This is a genomic window from Streptomyces hygroscopicus subsp. hygroscopicus, assembly GCF_030269125.1.
GTDB lineage: Bacteria > Actinomycetota > Actinomycetes > Streptomycetales > Streptomycetaceae > Streptomyces > Streptomyces hygroscopicus_C.
In genome coordinates, this window is sequence record NZ_BSSM01000020.1 from 1 (window position 1) to 16,828 (window position 16,828).

The following is a 16,828-nucleotide window of genomic DNA, read 5'->3' on the forward strand; positions in this document are numbered from 1 at the left end:
TGGCCCGCACCGCCTCCGCGGCCTGCCGGTCGGTCAGCCTCTCCACGAACTGCAACACCAGCACGAGCGCGAGCCGACCCGGGGACCAGGCGGGCTTGCCCCGGGCCGGGAAGAGGTCCTTGAACTCAACGTCGGCCTTCAAGACCACAACCGGGTCTTGAAGGCCGACGTCACGCAGGCCCCGAATTAACCAACAGCGTCCGGTTTCTCCGGAGCGGGGCCCACGTGTTCGTACCGCCGGGTCTGTCCGTTTTCCACCGCCTTTTCAGTGACGCCGCGCACTTTCGGTACCTGATTCCGCATGCAAACGGAGCGCTTGGGCAGGGGGCCACGGTCCCTGAGCCCGCCCTTCGCGTGACACAGGGGCGCCGAACAGTAACGGAAGGCGACACCGATCATGGCGGAAAGCAGCACGGCCCGACAGACCCGGGCGACCATCCACGTGGCAGGCGAGTGGCTGGCGGCGATCTCCGGGGCGACCCGGGAGATCCTCGACCCCGCGGACGCCCGGCCGTTCGCCGTGGTCGCGGAGGGGGACGAGAAGGACGCCGACAGCGCCGTGGCCGCGGCCCGGCAGGCGTTCGACGACGGCCCCTGGCCCCGCACCCCCGTCGCCGAGCGCGCCGCCCTGCTGCGCCGCGTCGCCGACCTCCTCGTACGCGATCGCGAAGCACTCGGCCGCCTGGAGGCCCAGGACGCGGGCAAGACCGTGGAAGAGGGCCGGATCGACGTCGACTGCGTCGCCGACGCCTTCCGCTACTTCGCCGACCTGGTGGCCGCCGAGGCACCCGGCCGCGTCGTGGACGCCGGCTCGCCCGACGTCCACAGCGTCGTCGTGCACGAGCCGGTCGGCGTCTGCGCGCTGATCACCCCCTGGAACTACCCGCTGCTCCAGGCCAGCTGGAAGATCGCGCCGGCCCTCGCGGCCGGCGACACCTTCGTGGTCAAGCCCAGCGAGATCACCCCGATGACCACCGTCGCGCTGATCGGGCTGCTCGCCGAGGCCGGGCTGCCCGCGGGCGTCGCCAACCTCGTCACCGGCCCCGGTCACACCGTCGGCGCCCGGCTCGCCGAGCACCCCGACGTGGACCTCGTCTCCTTCACCGGCGGACTGGCCAGCGGCACCGCGGTCGCCCAGGCCGCCGCCCCGAGCGTGAAGAAGGTCGCCCTCGAACTCGGCGGCAAGAACCCCAACGTGGTCTTCGCCGACGCGTGCGCCACCGAGGAGGGCTTCGACACCGCCGTCGACCAGGCCCTCAACGCGGCCTTCGTGCACAGCGGCCAGGTCTGCTCGGCCGGCGGCCGGCTCATCGTGGAGGAGTCGGTGCGCGAACGCTTCGTCGCCGAACTCGCCCGCCGCGCGGAGCGGATCAGGATCGGCCGCGGCACCGAGGACGGCGTCGAGGTCGGCCCGCTCGTCTCCGAGCGGCAGCGCGCGAAGACCGAGGCGTACGTCGCCTCCGCGCTCGCCGAGGGCGCGGTGCTGCGCTGCGGCGGCCGGCGCCCCGGACCCGCCCACGAGCGGCCCGGGTCCGGCTACTTCTACGAGCCGACCGTCCTCGACGGCTGCCACCGCGAGATGAGGGTCGTCCGCGAGGAGGTCTTCGGACCCGTCCTCACCGTCGAGACCTTCACCACCGAGGACGAGGCCGTGCGTCTCGCCAACGACACCGAGTACGGCCTCGCCGGCGCGGTGTGGACCGCCGACCCCGGCCGGGCCCGGCGCGTCGCGGCCCGGCTGCGTCACGGCACCGTCTGGATCAACGACTTCCACCCCTACCTGCCGCAGGCGGAGTGGGGCGGCTTCGGCAAGAGCGGCACCGGCCGCGAGCTGGGCCCCGCCGGGCTCGCCGAGTACCGGGAGACGAAGCACGTCTACCAGAACCTCGCGCCGAAGCCGGTGCGCTGGTTCGCCGGCTGAGCCCGACGCCGCCCGCCCGCGCCCCGACCCGCCTGCGCCCCGATCCGCCTGCGCCCCGATCCGCCCGCGCCCCGATCCGGCCGCGCCCCGATCCGGCCGCGCCCCGATCCGGCCGCGCCCCGATCCGGCCGGGCCCCGAGACTCCCGACACCCCCTGGAGCAGTACCCCCATGTCCCACACCCCCCACCTCTACGACTACGTCGTCGTCGGCGGCGGCACCGCGGGCTCGGTCATCGCCTCCCGCCTCACCGAGGACCCCGACGTCACCGTCGCCGTCATCGAGGGCGGACCGAGCGACATCGACCGCGAGGACGTCCTCACCCTGCGCCGCTGGCTGGGCCTGCTGGGCGGCGACCTCGACTACGAGTACACGACGGTCGAGCAGCCGAACGGCAACTCGCACATCCTGCACAGCCGCGCCAAGGTCCTCGGCGGCTGCTCCTCGCACAACACCCTGATCTCCTTCAAGCCGCTGCCCTCCGACTGGGACGAGTGGGAGCGGGCCGGCGCCGAGGGCTGGGGCGCGGTGCCGATGGAGGCGTACTACGCCCGGCTGCGCAACACCATCGTGCGCGTCGCCGACAAGGACCAGAACGCCGTCGCCAAGGACTGGATCGACGCGACGAAGACCGCGATCGGCGTCCCCGAGGTGATCGGCTTCAACGACAAGCCGTTCCACGAGGGCGTCGGCTTCCTCGACCTCGCCTACCACCCGGAGGACAACAAGCGCTCCTCCGCCTCCGTCGCCTACCTCCACCCGCACATGAAGGCCGGGGACCGCCCCAACCTCACCCTGCTGCTGGAGACCTGGGCGTACCGGCTGGAGCTGGACGGCAAGCGCGCCACCGGCGTCCACGTGCGCACCAAGGACGGCGAGGAGATACTGGTCGGCGCCCGCCGGGAGGTCGTCGTCTGCGCCGGCGCCGTCGACTCGCCGCGCCTCCTGCTGCTGTCCGGCATCGGCCCGAAGCGGGACCTGGAGGAGCTGGGCATCCCGGTCGCGCATGACCTGCCGGGCGTCGGCGAGAACCTCCAGGACCACCCCGAGTCGGTGATCGTGTGGGAGACCAACCGGCCGCTGCCGGAGAACTCGGCGATGGACTCCGACGCCGCGCTCTTCGTACGCCGGGACCCGTCGCTCGACGCCCCCGACCTGATGTTCCACTTCTACCAGATCCCCTTCACCGACCACCCCGAGCGGCTGGGCTACGAACGCCCCGCGCACGGCGTGTCGATGACCCCGAACATCCCCAAGTCCCGTGCGCGCGGCCGTCTTTACCTCACGAGCGCGGACCCGCGGGTCAAACCGGCCCTGGACTTCCGCTACTTCACGGACGAGGACGGCTACGACGCGCGCACCCTGGTCGACGGCGTGCGGATCGCCCGCGAGATCGCGCGGACCGAGCCGTTCGCCGGCTGGCTCGCGCGCGAGGTCTTCCCCGGCCCCGAGGTCACCGACGACGAGCAGCTCGGCGAGCTGCTGCGCAAGGCCCACCACACCGTCTACCACCCCGCCGGAACCTGCCGGATGGGCGCCGCTGACGACGAACTCGCCGTGGTCGACCCCGAGTTGAAGATCCGGGGCCTCGACGGCATTCGCATCGCCGACGCGTCCGTCTTCCCGACCCTTCCCGCCGTCAACCCGATGATCGGGGTGCTGATGGTCGGGGAGAAGGCCGTTGACCTGATCGGAGGCGATCGCCGATGACCACCACCGTCCCCACCCGCAAGCCGCCCACCACCGCGGACGCCCCGGTCTTCTCCGTCTCCGGCCTGTGGAAGGTCTTCGGTCCCAAGCCCGAGCGCGTCCCGGCCGACCCTGACCTCGGCGCCCTCGACGCGGCCGGACTGCGCGCCCGCACCGGCTGCACCGCCGCCGTCCGCGACGTCTCCTTCGACGTCCGCAGGGGCGAGGTCTTCGTGGTCATGGGCCTGTCCGGCTCCGGCAAGTCCACCCTCGTGCGTTGCCTGACCCGGCTCATCGAGCCGACCGCGGGCACCATCGCCATCGACGGCGAGGACGTACGGGCCATGGACAAGTCCCGGCTGCGCGAACTGCGCCGCCACCGCGCCGCGATGGTCTTCCAGCACTTCGGTCTGCTCCCGCACCGCACCGTGCTCGACAACGTCGCCTACGGTCTGGAGATCCAGGGCGTCGGCAAGGCCGAGCGCCGCGAGCGCGCCGCCGGGATCGTCGCCAAGGTCGGCCTCGCCGGCCTGGAGCACCGCCGCCCCGGCCAGCTCTCCGGCGGCCAGCGCCAGCGCGTCGGCCTCGCCCGCGCACTCGCCGTCGACCCCGAAGTGCTGCTCTTCGACGAGCCGTTCAGCGCCCTCGACCCCCTCATCCGCCGCGACATGCAGGACGAGGTGGCCCGCCTGCACCGCGAGGAGGGCCGCACGATGGTCTTCATCACCCACGACCTCGGCGAGGCCCTCAAGCTCGGCGACCGCATCGCCCTGATGCGCGACGGCCGGGTCGTCCAGCTCGGCACCCCCGAGGAGATCGTCGGCTCCCCGGCCGACGACTACGTCCGCGAGTTCGTCAGGGACGTACCGCGCGAGCAGGTGCTGACGGCGCGCACGGCCATGCGCCCCGCCTCCTCCACCGAGACCGGCAGCGGTCCCGCCGTACGCCCGGACGCCACGGTCGCCGAGGCCATCGAAGCCGTGGCCCGCGCCGGCGAACCGGCCCGGGTGATGGACGAGGGCAAGTGCCTGGGCGTCGTCGGCCACGAGCAGCTGCTGGGCGTGGTGGCCGGTGTGGCCGCCCCCCGGGCCCGCAGGACCCCGGAGGCCGTCTGATGGCAGCGCTCACCGTCCCCGTCCTCCGCACCAAGGCCCCCCTCCTCCGGAACCGGGCCGCGGCCAAGCTGCTCCTGCTCGCCCTGATCACGGCCGTCCTGCTCCCCCTGCTGCACGGCCACAGCTGGCCCCACCACCTCACGGTCAGCCTCACCAGGCCCCTGACCGACGCCAGCGACTGGATCATCGACAACCGCGACACCCACCCCCTCTTCCTCTACTTCTTCGGCTACGTCAGCAACGCCGTCGTCCTCTCCGTCCGCGCCGTCTACGTCGCCCTCCTCGCCATCGGCTGGCCGGGCGTCACCGCGCTGGGCGCCCTCGTCGCCTGGCGCGTCGCCGGCCCCCGCCTGGCCGCCGGCACCGCCGCCGCCTTCCTGGCCTGCGGAGCCCTCGGCATGTGGGAACCGACGATGCAGACCTTCGCGCTGATGGTCGTCGCCGTCCTCGTCTCGGTGCTTCTCGGCGCCGCACTCGGCCTCGCCGGCGGCCTCTCCGCGCGCCTCGACCGCGCCCTGCGCCCGGTCCTGGACACGATGCAGGTCCTCCCGGCCTTCGCCTACCTCCTCCCCGTCGTCCTGGTCTTCGGCATCGGCGTCCCCGCGGCCGTCCTCGCCACCGTCGTCTACGCCGCCCCGCCGATGGCCCGCCTCACCGCCCTCGGCCTGCGCGGCGCCGACCCCGAGGTCCTGGAGGCCGTGGAGTCGCTCGGTGCGACCCGCCGCCAGCGGCTGCTGACCGCCCGTGTCCCGCTGGCCCGCAGGGAACTCCTGCTGGGCCTCAACCAGACGATCATGATGGCCCTCTCCATGGCCGTCATCGCCTCCGTCATCGGCGCCGGCGGGCTCGGCGACCGCGTCTACCAGGCCCTGTCCACGGTCGACGTCGGCCAGGCCCTCGCCGCGGGCATCCCGATCGTGCTGCTCGCCGTGGTCCTCGACCGGGTCACCGGCGCGGCCGGCGCCACCCGGGACGAGGGGCCCCGGACGATCGGCCGGCCGTACGTGCTCGCCGTCACCGCGGCCGCCGCCCTCGCCGCCCGCCTCCTCGGCGTCCTCGACTGGCCGAACGGCTGGACGGTGCGGATCGCCGCCCCGGTCGACCACGCCGTCGACTGGATGACCTCCCACCTCTACTCCGGCGTCCCGGTCGTCGGCGGCACCGCCGACTGGGCGGCCCACTTCACCACCTGGGTCCTCGACCCGGTCCGCGACGGACTCCAGTGGCTGCCCTGGTGGTCGGTACTGCTGGTCGTCGCCGCCCTCGCCTGGCTGATCGGCACCTGGCGCACCGCGCTGACCGCCGTGCTCGCCCTGGCCGCGATCGGCGTGCTCGGCGTGTGGGAACCGTCCCTCGACACCCTCTCCCAGGTGCTCGCCGCCGTCGCCGTCACCCTCGTGCTCGGCTTCGCCACCGGCATCGCCGCCGCCCGCAGCGACAGGGTGGAGCGCGCCCTGCGGCCGGTCCTGGACGTCTGCCAGACGATGCCGCAGTTCGTGTACCTGATCCCGGTCGTCGCCCTGTTCGGCGTCGGCCGCGCCCCCGCCGTCGCCGCGGCCGTCGTCTACGCGCTGCCCGCCGTCGTCCGCATCACCGCCCAGGGCCTGCGCCAGGTCGACCCGGCGGCCCTGGAATCGGCGCGCTCGCTCGGCGCCACCGGCCGCCAGCAGCTGTGGCAGGTCCAACTCCCGCTCGCCCGACGCGCGTTGCTGCTCGCCGTCAACCAGGGCGTGGTCCTGGTCCTGGCGGTCGTCATCATCGGCGGTCTGGTCGGCGGCGGCGCCCTCGGCTACGACGTCGCCTTCGGCCTCGCCCAGGGCGACCTGGCGACCGGCCTGGTGGCCGGTGCCGCCATCGTCTGCCTGGGCCTGGCGCTGGACCGGGTCACCCAGCCGACCGGGCGCCGCCCGAGGAAGGGAGCCTGACATGCGGACCCGACCGCGTACGACGATCCCGGTCGCCCTCGCCGTGCTGGGCCTGGCCGGCGGCTGCGGCGCCGCCGACATGACCGAGCAGGCCAGCCCGTTCGCCCACACCGGCGGCGGCAGGAGCGTCACGCTGTCCGTGCAGTCCTGGGTGGGCGCCGAGTCCAACGTGGCCGTCGCCCGGTACCTGCTGGAGCACAAGCTCGGCTACCGCGTCGACACCGTCCAGGTGGACGAGGTGCCCGCGTGGGACGCGCTGAGCCAGGGCCGCGTCGACGCCATCCTGGAGGACTGGGGCCACCCGGACCAGGAGAAGCGGTACGTCGAGGACAAGAAGACCATCGCGCGCGCCGGCGATCTCGGGGTGACCGGTCACATCGGCTGGTTCGTGCCGACGTACCTCGTCAGGCAGCACCCCGACATCACCGACTGGCACAACCTGGACAAGTACGCCTCCCTCTTCCGCACCGCGGAGAGCGGCGGCAAGGGCCAGCTGATGGACGGCTCCCCGTCCTACGTCACCAACGACAAGGCGCTGGTGAAGAACCTGAGGCTGGACTACCAGGTCGTCTTCGCCGGTTCCGAGGCGGCGCAGATCACCCAGATGAAGCAGTTCGCCAAGGAGAGGAAGCCCTTCCTGACGTACTGGTACTCGCCGCAGTGGCTGTTCAGGAAGGTCCCGATGACCGAGGTGAAGCTGCCGCCGTACAAGGACGGCTGCGACGCGGACGCGGCGAAGATCGCCTGCGCCTACCCGCGCACCCCGCTCCAGAAGTACCTCAACGCGGACTTCGCCAGGTCGGGCGGCAAGGCGGCGGAGTTCCTGAAGAAGTTCCGCTGGACCACCGACGACCAGAACGAGGTCTCCCTCCTGATCGCCCAGGACAAACTGTCCCCCGACCAGGCGGCCGCGAAGTGGGTGGACGGCCACCCCTCCGTCTGGAAGCGGTGGCTGTCCTGAACGTCCTCAGGGAACGAGGCCAGCGGCGGTCTCCCGCAGCGCCGCCATAGCCTTGCGCTGGAGCCCCGGCCCGAACGTGATCCGGGTGGCCCCGAGTTCGCCGAGCGCGGCGGGCGAGGGGCCGCCCGTGTCCAGGCGGGCCAGCGCGTTCAGCGGTCCCTCGATCCCGGCGCGCAGCAGGGGCAGTACGTCCGCCGGGGCCATGATCGGATACACGCAGTCGGCGCCCGCCGCCACGTACGACGCCGCCCGCTCGATGGCGCGTTCGGGATCGCCGTCGCCGTGCACGAAGGTGTCGACGCGGGCGTTGAGGAAGATCCGCCCGGCGGCGGCCTCCCGGAACCCCGCCAGGTAGTCCGCGTGCTCCCGCGGGTCCTTGAGCACGCCCCCGGTGGAGTCCTCGATGTTGCAGCCGACGACCCCCGCCGCCAGCAGCCGCTCCACCAGCTCCGCCGGGGCGATCCCGTAGCCGTCCTCGACGTCCGCCGTGACCGGCACGTCCACCGCCCGCGCGATCCTGGTGACCGCTGCGAACATCTCGTCCGCCGGGAGGTGCCCGTCCTCGTACCCGAGCGCGGCGGCGACCCCCGCGCTCGGGGTGGCCAGGGCCGGGAACCCCGCCTGCGCGAGGGCCCGCGCGCTGGCCGCGTCCCAGGGGCCGGGCAGGATCAGCGGATCACCGTGCGGGCGCCCCCGGTGCAGCGCGCGGAACGCCTCCGCCTTGCCCGGAGCCGCGGTCACCGGTGCTGCCCCGGCTGGTAGTGGCCCGGGGTCATCCGGCAGGTGACGCCGAACCGGTTCCAGGCGTTGATCACCGTGATCGCGGCGATCAGACGGGCCAGCTCCGGCTCGTCGAACTGCTTGGCGGCCCGCTCGTACACGTCGTCCGGCACGAAGCCGTCGGTGAGCACCGTGACCGCCTCGGTCAGCTCGATCGCCGCCAGCTCCTTCTCCGTGTAGAAGTGCCGCGACTCCTCCCACGCGCCGAGCTGGATGATCCGCTCCACACTCTCCCCGGCCGCCAGGGCGTCCTTGGTGTGCATGTCCAGGCAGAAGGCGCAGTGGTTGAGCTGCGAGGCGCGGATCTTCACCAGTTCGAGCAGCTTCGGGTCGATCCCCTGCCGGGCGGCGATGTCCAGCCGGACCATCGCCTTGTACACGTCAGGGGCGTGCTCGCTCCAGTTCAGGCGGGGGGCGTGCTCGGTGGCGTACTCGGTGTTCTCGTCCGTGTTCATGCCTCCAACCTAGAAGCGAGGCAGCCCAGGGGTATGGTCCATTTCCATGGCGGAATCCTGGGCCACTTTGGGCGTCGACCTGCATCTGGAACCGGCCGGCGCGGGCGGGCTGCGCCGGGGCCTCACCGACGCCCTGCGCGACGCGGTGCGCACCGGCCGCCTCGCCCCCGGCACCCGGCTGCCCTCCTCCCGGACCCTCGCCGGCGACCTCGGCATCGCCCGCAACACGGTCGCCGAGGCATACGCCGACCTGGTCGCCGAGGGCTGGCTCACCGCCCGGCAGGGCTCCGGCACCCGGGTCTCCGAACGCGCCGTGGTCCCGCCGAGCGGCCCCGCCCGCCAGCCCCGCGTCCCCGCCCGGCCCACCCACAACCTGGTCCCCGGCACCCCCGACCTGGCCGCCTTCCCCCGTGCCGAGTGGGCCAGGGCCGCCCGCCGCGCCCTGACCGCCGCCCCCAACGAGGCGCTCGGCTACGGCGACCCGCGCGGCCGCGTCGAACTGCGCACCGCCCTCGCCGGCTACCTCGCCCGCGTCCGGGGTGTGCGCGCCGACCCCGACAACCTGGTCGTCACGGCGGGCTTCTCACACGCCCTGCGCGTCCTCGGGCAGGTGCTGCGCGCCCGCGGGGTGCGCTCGGTGGCCGTCGAGTCGTACGGCCTCGACGTCTACTGGGGCCTCCTCCAGACCGCGGGCCTCGCCACCCCCGCGCTGCCGTGGGACGAACTCGGCACGGACACCCGCGCGCTGGGCACCGAGGGAGCCGTACTGCTCACCCCGGCCCACCAGTTCCCCATGGGCATGCCCCTGCACCACGACCGGCGCGCGGCCGTCGTGGACTGGGCGCGGCGCAACGACTCCCTCGTCCTGGAGGACGACTACGACGGCGAGTTCCGCTACGACCGCCAGCCCGTCGGCGCGCTCCAGGGCCTCGATCCCGACCGCGTCGTCTACCTCGGCACCGCCAGCAAGTCCCTCGCCCCCGGCATCCGGCTCGGCTGGATGGTGCTGCCGCCGGCCCTCGCGGAGGAGGTGATCGGGGCCAAGGGGCACGCCGACACCGTGGGCGTCCTCGAACAGCTCACCCTCGCCGAGTTCCTCACCTCCGGCGCCTACGACCGCCAGGTCCGCTCCGCCCGGCTGCGCTACCGGCGCCGGCGCGACGCCCTCACCGCGGCCGTCGCCGAACGGGCCCCCGGCGTCCACGTCACCGGCATCGCCGCCGGCCTGCACGCGGTCCTGCGCCTGCCGCCCGGCACCGAACCCTCCGTCATCCAGGCCGCCGCGTGGCAGGGCCTCGCCCTGCACGGCCTCTCCTTCCACCGCCATCCCGAGGCCCGCGCGGAGCACGTGGACGCGCTGGTGGTGGGGTACGGGACGCCGCCGGACAGCGCGTGGTCGGCGGCGCTGGAGGCCCTGTGCAGGGCGCTGCCGTAGGCGATGCGAGGCCGGCCGAAGGCCCCGTCGAACGACCCTCGTGGACGACCCCCTCAGCCGGCCCCTGCCCCCTCGGCCGCCTCCTCCTGATCCGGCGCCTCCCCGAAGCGCGCCAGCGCCAGCGCTCCCGCCACCGCCACCAGGAACCCCAGGACGGCCAGCCAGGCCATGCCCTCGCGGGTGCGGTCGCCCAGCCAGACGACGCCGATCGCGGCGGGACCGATCGTCTCGCCGATCACCATCCCGGCCGTCGCCGTCGTGACCGAGCCGCGCTGGACGGCCGAGGTGAGCAGCATGAAGGCGGCACCCCCGCCGATCACCAGGGCGTAGGCGGCCGGGTTGGCGAGCAGTGTGCCCGGCGCGAGGCTGTCGATCAGCCGGACCGACACCTCGACCACCCCGAACCCGCACCCGGCCCCGAGCCCCAGCACGAGCCCCCGCGACCTCCCGGACAACCGCCCGCCCGCGAACCCGAGCAGCAGCAACCCGGTCGCCACCGCGAGCATCACCCACCGCAGCACGTCCGACCCGGCCCGCCCGCCCTCCGGCCCGGAGGCCAGCCCCAGCATCGCGAGCCCGGCGCACACCACGCCCACCGCGCCCCACTCGCTGCCGCTGAGCCGCACCCGCAGCAGCCGCGCCGCGACCACCGCCGTCACCGCGAGGCTGGCCGCGAGGGCCGCGCCGACCGCGTAGATCGGCAGCGAGCGCAGCGCCGCGATCTGGAACAGGAACCCCAGCCCGTCCAGCGCGAGCCCCGCGAGGTACCGCCACTGCCGCAACGCCCGCAGCAACAGCGCCGCCTCACCGCCCCCACCCGGCCCCGCCTGCCGCGCCGCGACCGCCTGCAACACCGTCGCGGTACCGAAACAGACCGCCGCGCCTAGGGCGCACACCATTCCAAAGAGCACAAAGGGACTCTAAACGAGTCCTGTCATGCTCACCCCCCTTGGCCGGTTCTCTCACCCATCTCTAGGCTTGGCGCACCGCACATCGCACACGGGGGAGACGAGAACATGGCCGAAACCAGGCGACGGCTGCGCTCCGGCACGGTGGTCCTCGGGGGTGTCGGGCTGCTGGCCGCCGCGCTCACCGCCTGTTCGTCGGAGCCGGACAAACGCTGCGTGGACCGGAACAGCTACGACTACGCCAAGGGCTACAAGGTCGTCTCGAACAAGAACTGCGGCTCCGTCAAGTCGGCGGTCGACGGCGCCTGGTACTACGGCGGCAAGAAGAAGGGCTCCTGGGTGGACGGCGGTTCCTTCACCGAGCCGCGCCACGGTTCCGGGCACTCCACGAGCCACTCCTCGACCCACTACGGCACCGGCGGGGTGCACCGCGGCGGCTTCGGCGGCGGTTCGCACAGCTCCGGCGGCTGACCGGGGCTCGGATGGAACGCCGTACCACCGCCCCGCGCCCGGACTGGCAGCGCACCGTCGAGGAGCAGGGGCTGATCTACCCGCTCACCCGCCACCCCGACGGAAGCCTGCGCCCGTACTGGGACGAGAGCGCGTACTACGTCTTCTCGCTCCCCGAGGTCGAGGCGCTGGAGGAGACCGTCGCCGAGCTGCACGCCATGTGCCTCGCGGCCGCCGGGCACATCGTGGCGGAGAACCGCCTCGCCGACCTCGGCATCACCGACCCGCGGGTCGCCGCCGCGGTCACCGAGTCCTGGCACCGCCGCGCCGAACTCCCCTCCTTCTACGGCCGTTTCGACCTGCGCTACGACGGCACGGGCCCGGCCAAGCTGCTGGAGTACAACGCGGACACCCCCACGTCCCTGGTGGAGGCCGCCTCTCCGCAGTGGTTCTGGATGGAGGACCGCTTCCCGGGCGCGGACCAGTGGAACTCCCTGCACGAACGCCTGGTGGACTCCTGGCGCAGGCAGGCCGCGCTGCTGCCGCCCGGCAGCCCGCTGCACTTCGCGCACTCCGCCGCCGACGAACTGGGCGAGGACCTGATGACGGTCGCCTACCTGAAGGAGACCGCGGAGCAGGCGGGGCTGGACACCGACTGGCTCGCCATGGAGGAGATCGGCTGGGACACCCTCTCCGGCCGCTTCGTGGACAAGCGGCTCCGGTTCATCCGCGCCCTGTTCAAGCTGTACCCCTGGGAATGGCTCACCACCGACGCCTTCGGCGGCCACGTCCTGGACACCCTGGACAACGGCGGCGGCACCGGCAGCACCCTGTGGATAGAGCCCGCCTGGAAGATGCTCCTCAGCAACAAGGCCCTCCTGGCCGTCCTCTGGGACCTCCACCCCGGCCACCCCAACCTCCTCCCGGCCCACCTCGACGGCCCCCGCGACCTCGCCGCCACCACCGGCTACGTCGCCAAGCCCCTCCTGGGCCGCGAGGGCGAGGGCATCACCCTGCACCCGCCGGGCACCCCGCCCGCCGACCACCCCGGTTCCCGCTGCTACCAGCAGCTCGCCCCCCTGCCCACCTTCGACGGCAACCACGTCGTCCTCGGTGCCTGGGTCATCGGCGACGAGCCCGCGGGCCTCGGCATCCGCGAGTCCACGGGTCCCGTCACGGACGAGTACGCCCGCTTCGTGCCGCACGTGATCCTCTGACGCCACCGGACCCTTCCTTCCTGACGGCGTCGGCAAGCGACCCCGCTCGTGCGCACGTCCGGGAACGCCCGCGCGCACGACGTCCTCCAGGCGGCGCACGCCGTCGTACAGCACGGTGGAGACCACGCGGACCGGGCGCCGCAGACCGCGGCGGGCCGTGGCCCGGTGACGTGGGGCGGCGCCCGCCGGGCCCACCGTGACCGGCGACCGGCCGGACGGCACGCCGAGCGCCGAGACCAACGGCGACCGGGTCCGCGAGGTCCACCTCGGCACGGGCCCGGACAAGCGCACGCCCGCCGGAGACGGACACGCCCGCCGGAGACGGACACGCCCGCGGAGACGGGGGGAGCGGCGGTCCCGGCCCCGGCACCGTCCACGCCCTCGCCCGCATGGTGGACGCCGGATCTCCGCCCTCCGGCGCGGCCGGTACGCTGAGCCACGGGCCGTGACTGGCGCGCTGGGATGGGACGGACCATCGGGGAGCGGCCTTGCGGGAATCAGTGCCGTGCGCCTGGGCCGAACGTGAACGCTGAGCACGCCGTCCGGAGGTCCCCATGCCAGAGCAGCCCCTGTCCACCGAGTCCACCGCCTTCCGCGCCGCCCTCGACGTGATCCGCGCCGTGGAGCCGCGCGTCGCCGACGCCATCGGCCAGGAGGTCACCGACCAGCGCGCGATGCTCAAGCTGATCGCCTCCGAGAACTACGCCTCCCCGGCGACCCTCCTCGCGATGGGCAACTGGTTCAGCGACAAGTACGCCGAGGGCACCGTCGGCCGCCGCTTCTACGCCGGCTGCCGCAATGTCGACACCGTCGAGTCCCTCGCCGCCGAGCACGCCCGGGAACTCTTCGGCGCCCGGCACGCCTACGTGCAGCCGCACTCCGGCATCGACGCCAACCTCGTCGCCTTCTGGGCCGTGCTCGCCGACCGGGTCGAGGTCCCCTTCCTGGAGAAGACCGGCGCCCGCCAGGTCAACGACCTCACCGAAGCCGACTGGGCCGAGCTGCGCCGGGCCTTCGGCAACCAGCGGATGCTCGGTATGTCCCTGGACGCCGGCGGCCACCTCACCCACGGCTTCCGCCCGAACATCTCGGGCAAGATGTTCGACCAGCGCTCCTACGGGACCGACCCGGCGACCGGCCTCATCGACTACGACGCGCTGCGCGCCCAGGCCCGCGAGTTCAAGCCGCTGATCATCGTGGCGGGCTACTCGGCGTACCCCCGGCTGGTGAACTTCCGGACCATGCGCGAGATCGCCGACGAGGTCGGCGCGACCCTCATGGTCGACATGGCGCACTTCGCCGGTCTCGTCGCGGGCAAGGTCCTCACCGGCGACTTCGACCCGGTCCCGCACGCCCAGATCGTCACCACCACCACCCACAAGTCGCTGCGCGGCCCGCGCGGCGGCATGGTGCTGTGCGACGACTCCCTCAAGGACCAGGTCGACCGCGGCTGCCCGATGGTCCTCGGCGGCCCGCTGCCGCACGTCATGGCCGCCAAGGCGGTCGCCCTGGCCGAGGCCCGGCAGCCCTCCTTCCAGGACTACGCCCAGCGCGTCGTGGACAACTCCCGCGCGCTGGCCGAGGGCCTGATGCGCCGGGGCGCCACCCTCGTCACCGGCGGCACCGACAACCACCTCAACCTGATCGACGTCGCCGGCTCCTACGGCCTCACCGGCCGCCAGGCCGAGGCCGCGCTCCTCGACTCCGGCATCGTCACCAACCGCAACGCCATCCCGGCCGACCCCAACGGCGCCTGGTACACCTCCGGCATCCGCATCGGCACCCCCGCCCTGACCACCCGCGGCCTCGGCACGGCCGAGATGGACGAGGTCGCCGGCCTGATCGACCGCGTGCTCACGACGACGGAACCGGGCACCACCAAGTCGGGCGCCCCCTCCAAGGCCGCCCACGTCCTGGACGAGAAGGTGTCGCGGGAGATCGCCCAGCGGGCGACGGACCTGGTGGCGGGCTTCCCGCTGTACCCGGAAGTCGACCTGGGCTGAGGAACGCCCTGAGGGGCGGCCGACCAAGGGGCGCGGGGCCGTGTCCGCCGCGCGGCTCCACCGCGGGGCGCGCCGGGCCACGGCCCGCCCGCGGTCTCCCGCGCCCGCGCCGCCCCCGCCTCAGGGGCCGATCCCACCCTCAGCCGATGAGAGAATGGGGGACATGGCCTCTGCTGAAAAGCCCCGCGTGCTGTCCGGCATCCAGCCCACCGCCGGCTCGTTCCATCTCGGAAACTACCTCGGCGCCGTTCGCCAGTGGGTGTCCCTCCAGGAGACCCACGACGCCTTCTACATGGTCGTCGACCTGCACGCGATCACGGTCCCCCAGGACCCCGCGGAGCTGCGGGCCAACACCCGCCTCGCCGCCGCCCAGCTCCTCGCCGCCGGTCTGGACCCGGACCGCTGCACCCTGTTCGTGCAGAGCCATGTCCCCGAGCACGCCCAGCTGGCCTGGGTGATGAACTGCCTCACCGGCTTCGGCGAGGCCAGCCGGATGACCCAGTTCAAGGACAAGTCCGCCAAGCAGGGCGCCGAGCGCGCCTCGGTCGGCCTGTTCACGTACCCGATCCTCCAGGTCGCCGACATCCTGCTGTACCAGGCCCACCAGGTGCCGGTCGGCGAGGACCAGCGCCAGCACATCGAGCTGACCCGGGACCTGGCCGAGCGCTTCAACGGCCGTTTCGGGCAGACGTTCACGATCCCGGCGCCGTACATCCTCAAGGAGACGGCGAAGATCTACGACCTCCAGGACCCGTCGACCAAGATGAGCAAGTCGGCGTCCACGCCGAAGGGCCTCATCAACCTCCTGGACGAGCCGCGGACCACCGCCAAGAAGGTCAAGAGCGCGGTCACCGACACCGACACCGTGATCCGCTACGACGCGGAGGCCAAGCCCGGCGTCTCCAACCTGCTCACCATCTACTCGGTGCTCACCGGCAGGTCGATCGCGCAGCTGGAGCAGGAGTACGAGGGCAAGATGTACGGCGCCCTCAAGACCGACCTCGCCGACGTCATGGTGGAGTTCGTGACGCCGTTCCGCGAGCGCACCCAGCAGTACCTGGACGACGCGGAGACGCTCGACTCGATCCTGGCCAAGGGCGCGGAGAAGGCGCGCGCCGTCGCGGCCGAGACCCTCGCACAGACGTACGACCGCGTCGGCTTCCTGCCGGCGAAGCACTGAACGAAGCACGGAACGGCACGGCCCGCGCCGAGGGGCACGGAACCGGCGCGAAGGCGCGTGACCGTTCGCACGCCCAGGTGGGCAGAGCGCTGCACATCACTTCCGTTGCGCCTGCCCACAGGACACCCATGGCCGTACAGTCGAAGCCGAAGGCCCGTACGAGTCGGCCGAGTAGACGACGGACGCGACGACAGGAGACGACGTGGGGACCGTAACGATCGGCGTGTCGATCGCGGTTCCGGAGCCTCACGGCAGCCTGCTCCAGGAGCGGCGCGCGGGCTTCGGCGACGCCGCGGCCTACGGCATCCCCACACACGTCACCCTGCTGCCGCCGACCGAACTGGACCGCGCCGCGCTGCCCGTGGTCCAGGCACACCTCGGCAAGGTGGCCGCCTGCGGTCGCCCGTTCCCGATGCGGCTGCACGGCACGGGCACCTTCCGGCCCGTCTCCCCGGTGGTCTACGTCCGCGTCGTGCAGGGGGCCGAGGACTGCGCCCTGCTCCAGCAGCGGGTCCGCGAGGGCTCCGGGCCCTGCGCCCGTGAGCTCCAGTTCCCGTACCACCCGCACGTCACGGTGGCGCACGGCATCGAGGACGAGGCGATGGACCGCGCCTTCGCGGAGCTGGCCGACTTCGAGGCCGAGTGGCCGTGCACCGGGTTCGCGCTCTACGAGCAGGGCGCGGACGCCGTCTGGCGCAAGCTGCACGAGTACACCTTCGGCGGCTCCGTCGTGCCGCCCCAGGCGGGCCCCGCCGACATCGGCCGCGGGACCATCGCCAGCCGGTAGGCG

14 protein-coding genes, 1 pseudogene and 1 riboswitch are annotated in these 16,828 nt (G+C 73.2%); of the genes and pseudogenes, 11 read left to right on the forward strand and 4 right to left on the reverse strand.

Features of this window, described 5'->3' with window-relative positions; all coding sequences use genetic code 11:
• Positions 1–127, reverse strand: a pseudogene (locus tag QSK45_RS32775) (transposase); the annotation flags it as partial.
• 270 nt (positions 128–397) lie between these two features.
• Between QSK45_RS32775 and QSK45_RS32780 the strand changes: the two are divergent.
• From QSK45_RS32780 to QSK45_RS32800, 5 genes are all read left to right on the forward strand, one after another.
• Positions 398–1,921 carry an aldehyde dehydrogenase family protein gene (locus QSK45_RS32780; RefSeq protein WP_285562542.1) on the forward strand — a complete coding sequence of 508 codons (1,524 nt, stop codon included), beginning with the start codon at positions 398–400 and terminating at the stop codon, positions 1,919–1,921.
• 170 nt (positions 1,922–2,091) lie between these two features.
• Positions 2,092–3,630, forward strand: a complete 1,539-nt coding sequence (locus QSK45_RS32785; RefSeq protein ID WP_285562543.1) for a GMC family oxidoreductase — start codon at positions 2,092–2,094, stop codon at positions 3,628–3,630.
• Entirely contained in the window at positions 3,627–4,724 is a 1,098-nt protein-coding gene (locus QSK45_RS32790; protein ID WP_285562544.1) for a quaternary amine ABC transporter ATP-binding protein, read from the forward strand. The genes QSK45_RS32785 and QSK45_RS32790 overlap by 4 nt, the downstream gene beginning before the upstream one ends.
• Positions 4,724–6,649: an ABC transporter permease gene (locus QSK45_RS32795; protein ID WP_285562545.1), complete on the forward strand. Its 1,926-nt coding sequence runs from the start codon at positions 4,724–4,726 to the stop codon at positions 6,647–6,649. The genes QSK45_RS32790 and QSK45_RS32795 overlap by 1 nt, the downstream gene beginning before the upstream one ends.
• A 1-nt stretch (position 6,650) precedes the next feature.
• Entirely contained in the window at positions 6,651–7,610 is a 960-nt protein-coding gene (locus tag QSK45_RS32800) for an ABC transporter substrate-binding protein (RefSeq protein ID WP_285562546.1), read from the forward strand.
• Between the two features lie 6 nt (positions 7,611–7,616).
• Here QSK45_RS32800 and QSK45_RS32805 read toward each other — a convergent pair whose 3' ends face one another.
• Both QSK45_RS32805 and QSK45_RS32810 read right to left on the reverse strand, forming a co-directional pair.
• Positions 7,617–8,351, reverse strand: a complete 735-nt coding sequence (locus QSK45_RS32805; protein ID WP_285562547.1) for an isocitrate lyase/PEP mutase family protein — start codon at positions 8,349–8,351, stop codon at positions 7,617–7,619.
• Positions 8,348–8,845, reverse strand: a complete 498-nt coding sequence (locus QSK45_RS32810; RefSeq protein WP_285562548.1) for a carboxymuconolactone decarboxylase family protein — start codon at positions 8,843–8,845, stop codon at positions 8,348–8,350. The genes QSK45_RS32805 and QSK45_RS32810 overlap by 4 nt, the downstream gene beginning before the upstream one ends.
• A 46-nt stretch (positions 8,846–8,891) precedes the next feature.
• On the opposite strand from QSK45_RS32810, the gene pdxR reads away from it, so the two are divergent.
• The gene (pdxR, locus tag QSK45_RS32815) at positions 8,892–10,280 is read left to right on the forward strand and encodes a MocR-like pyridoxine biosynthesis transcription factor PdxR (protein ID WP_285562549.1); all 1,389 of its coding nucleotides are present in this window, start codon (positions 8,892–8,894) and stop codon (positions 10,278–10,280) included.
• A gap of 53 nt (positions 10,281–10,333) precedes the next feature.
• On the opposite strand, the gene QSK45_RS32820 is transcribed toward pdxR, so the two are convergent.
• A complete protein-coding gene (locus QSK45_RS32820; RefSeq protein WP_285562550.1) occupies positions 10,334–11,179 on the reverse strand; it encodes a DMT family transporter in 846 nt (281 codons plus the stop codon).
• 117 nt (positions 11,180–11,296) lie between these two features.
• Between QSK45_RS32820 and QSK45_RS32825 the strand changes: the two genes are divergently transcribed.
• From QSK45_RS32825 to QSK45_RS32845, 5 genes are all read left to right on the forward strand, one after another.
• Positions 11,297–11,659, forward strand: a complete 363-nt coding sequence (locus QSK45_RS32825; RefSeq protein ID WP_285562551.1) for a hypothetical protein — start codon at positions 11,297–11,299, stop codon at positions 11,657–11,659.
• A gap of 11 nt (positions 11,660–11,670) precedes the next feature.
• A complete protein-coding gene (locus tag QSK45_RS32830; protein WP_285562552.1) occupies positions 11,671–12,855 on the forward strand; it encodes a glutathionylspermidine synthase family protein in 1,185 nt (394 codons plus the stop codon).
• A 435-nt stretch (positions 12,856–13,290) separates the two neighbouring features.
• A riboswitch (ZMP/ZTP riboswitch) is annotated at positions 13,291–13,379 on the forward strand.
• A 30-nt stretch (positions 13,380–13,409) separates the two neighbouring features.
• Entirely contained in the window at positions 13,410–14,858 is a 1,449-nt protein-coding gene (locus QSK45_RS32835) for a glycine hydroxymethyltransferase (protein ID WP_285562553.1), read from the forward strand.
• A gap of 154 nt (positions 14,859–15,012) precedes the next feature.
• Entirely contained in the window at positions 15,013–16,038 is a 1,026-nt protein-coding gene (gene trpS / locus QSK45_RS32840) for a tryptophan--tRNA ligase (protein ID WP_395483650.1), read from the forward strand.
• A 202-nt stretch (positions 16,039–16,240) separates the two neighbouring features.
• On the forward strand, positions 16,241–16,825 hold the full coding sequence (locus tag QSK45_RS32845) for a 2'-5' RNA ligase family protein (RefSeq protein WP_285562555.1): 585 nt from the start codon (positions 16,241–16,243) through the stop codon (positions 16,823–16,825).
• Positions 16,826–16,828: the final 3 nt, after the last annotated feature.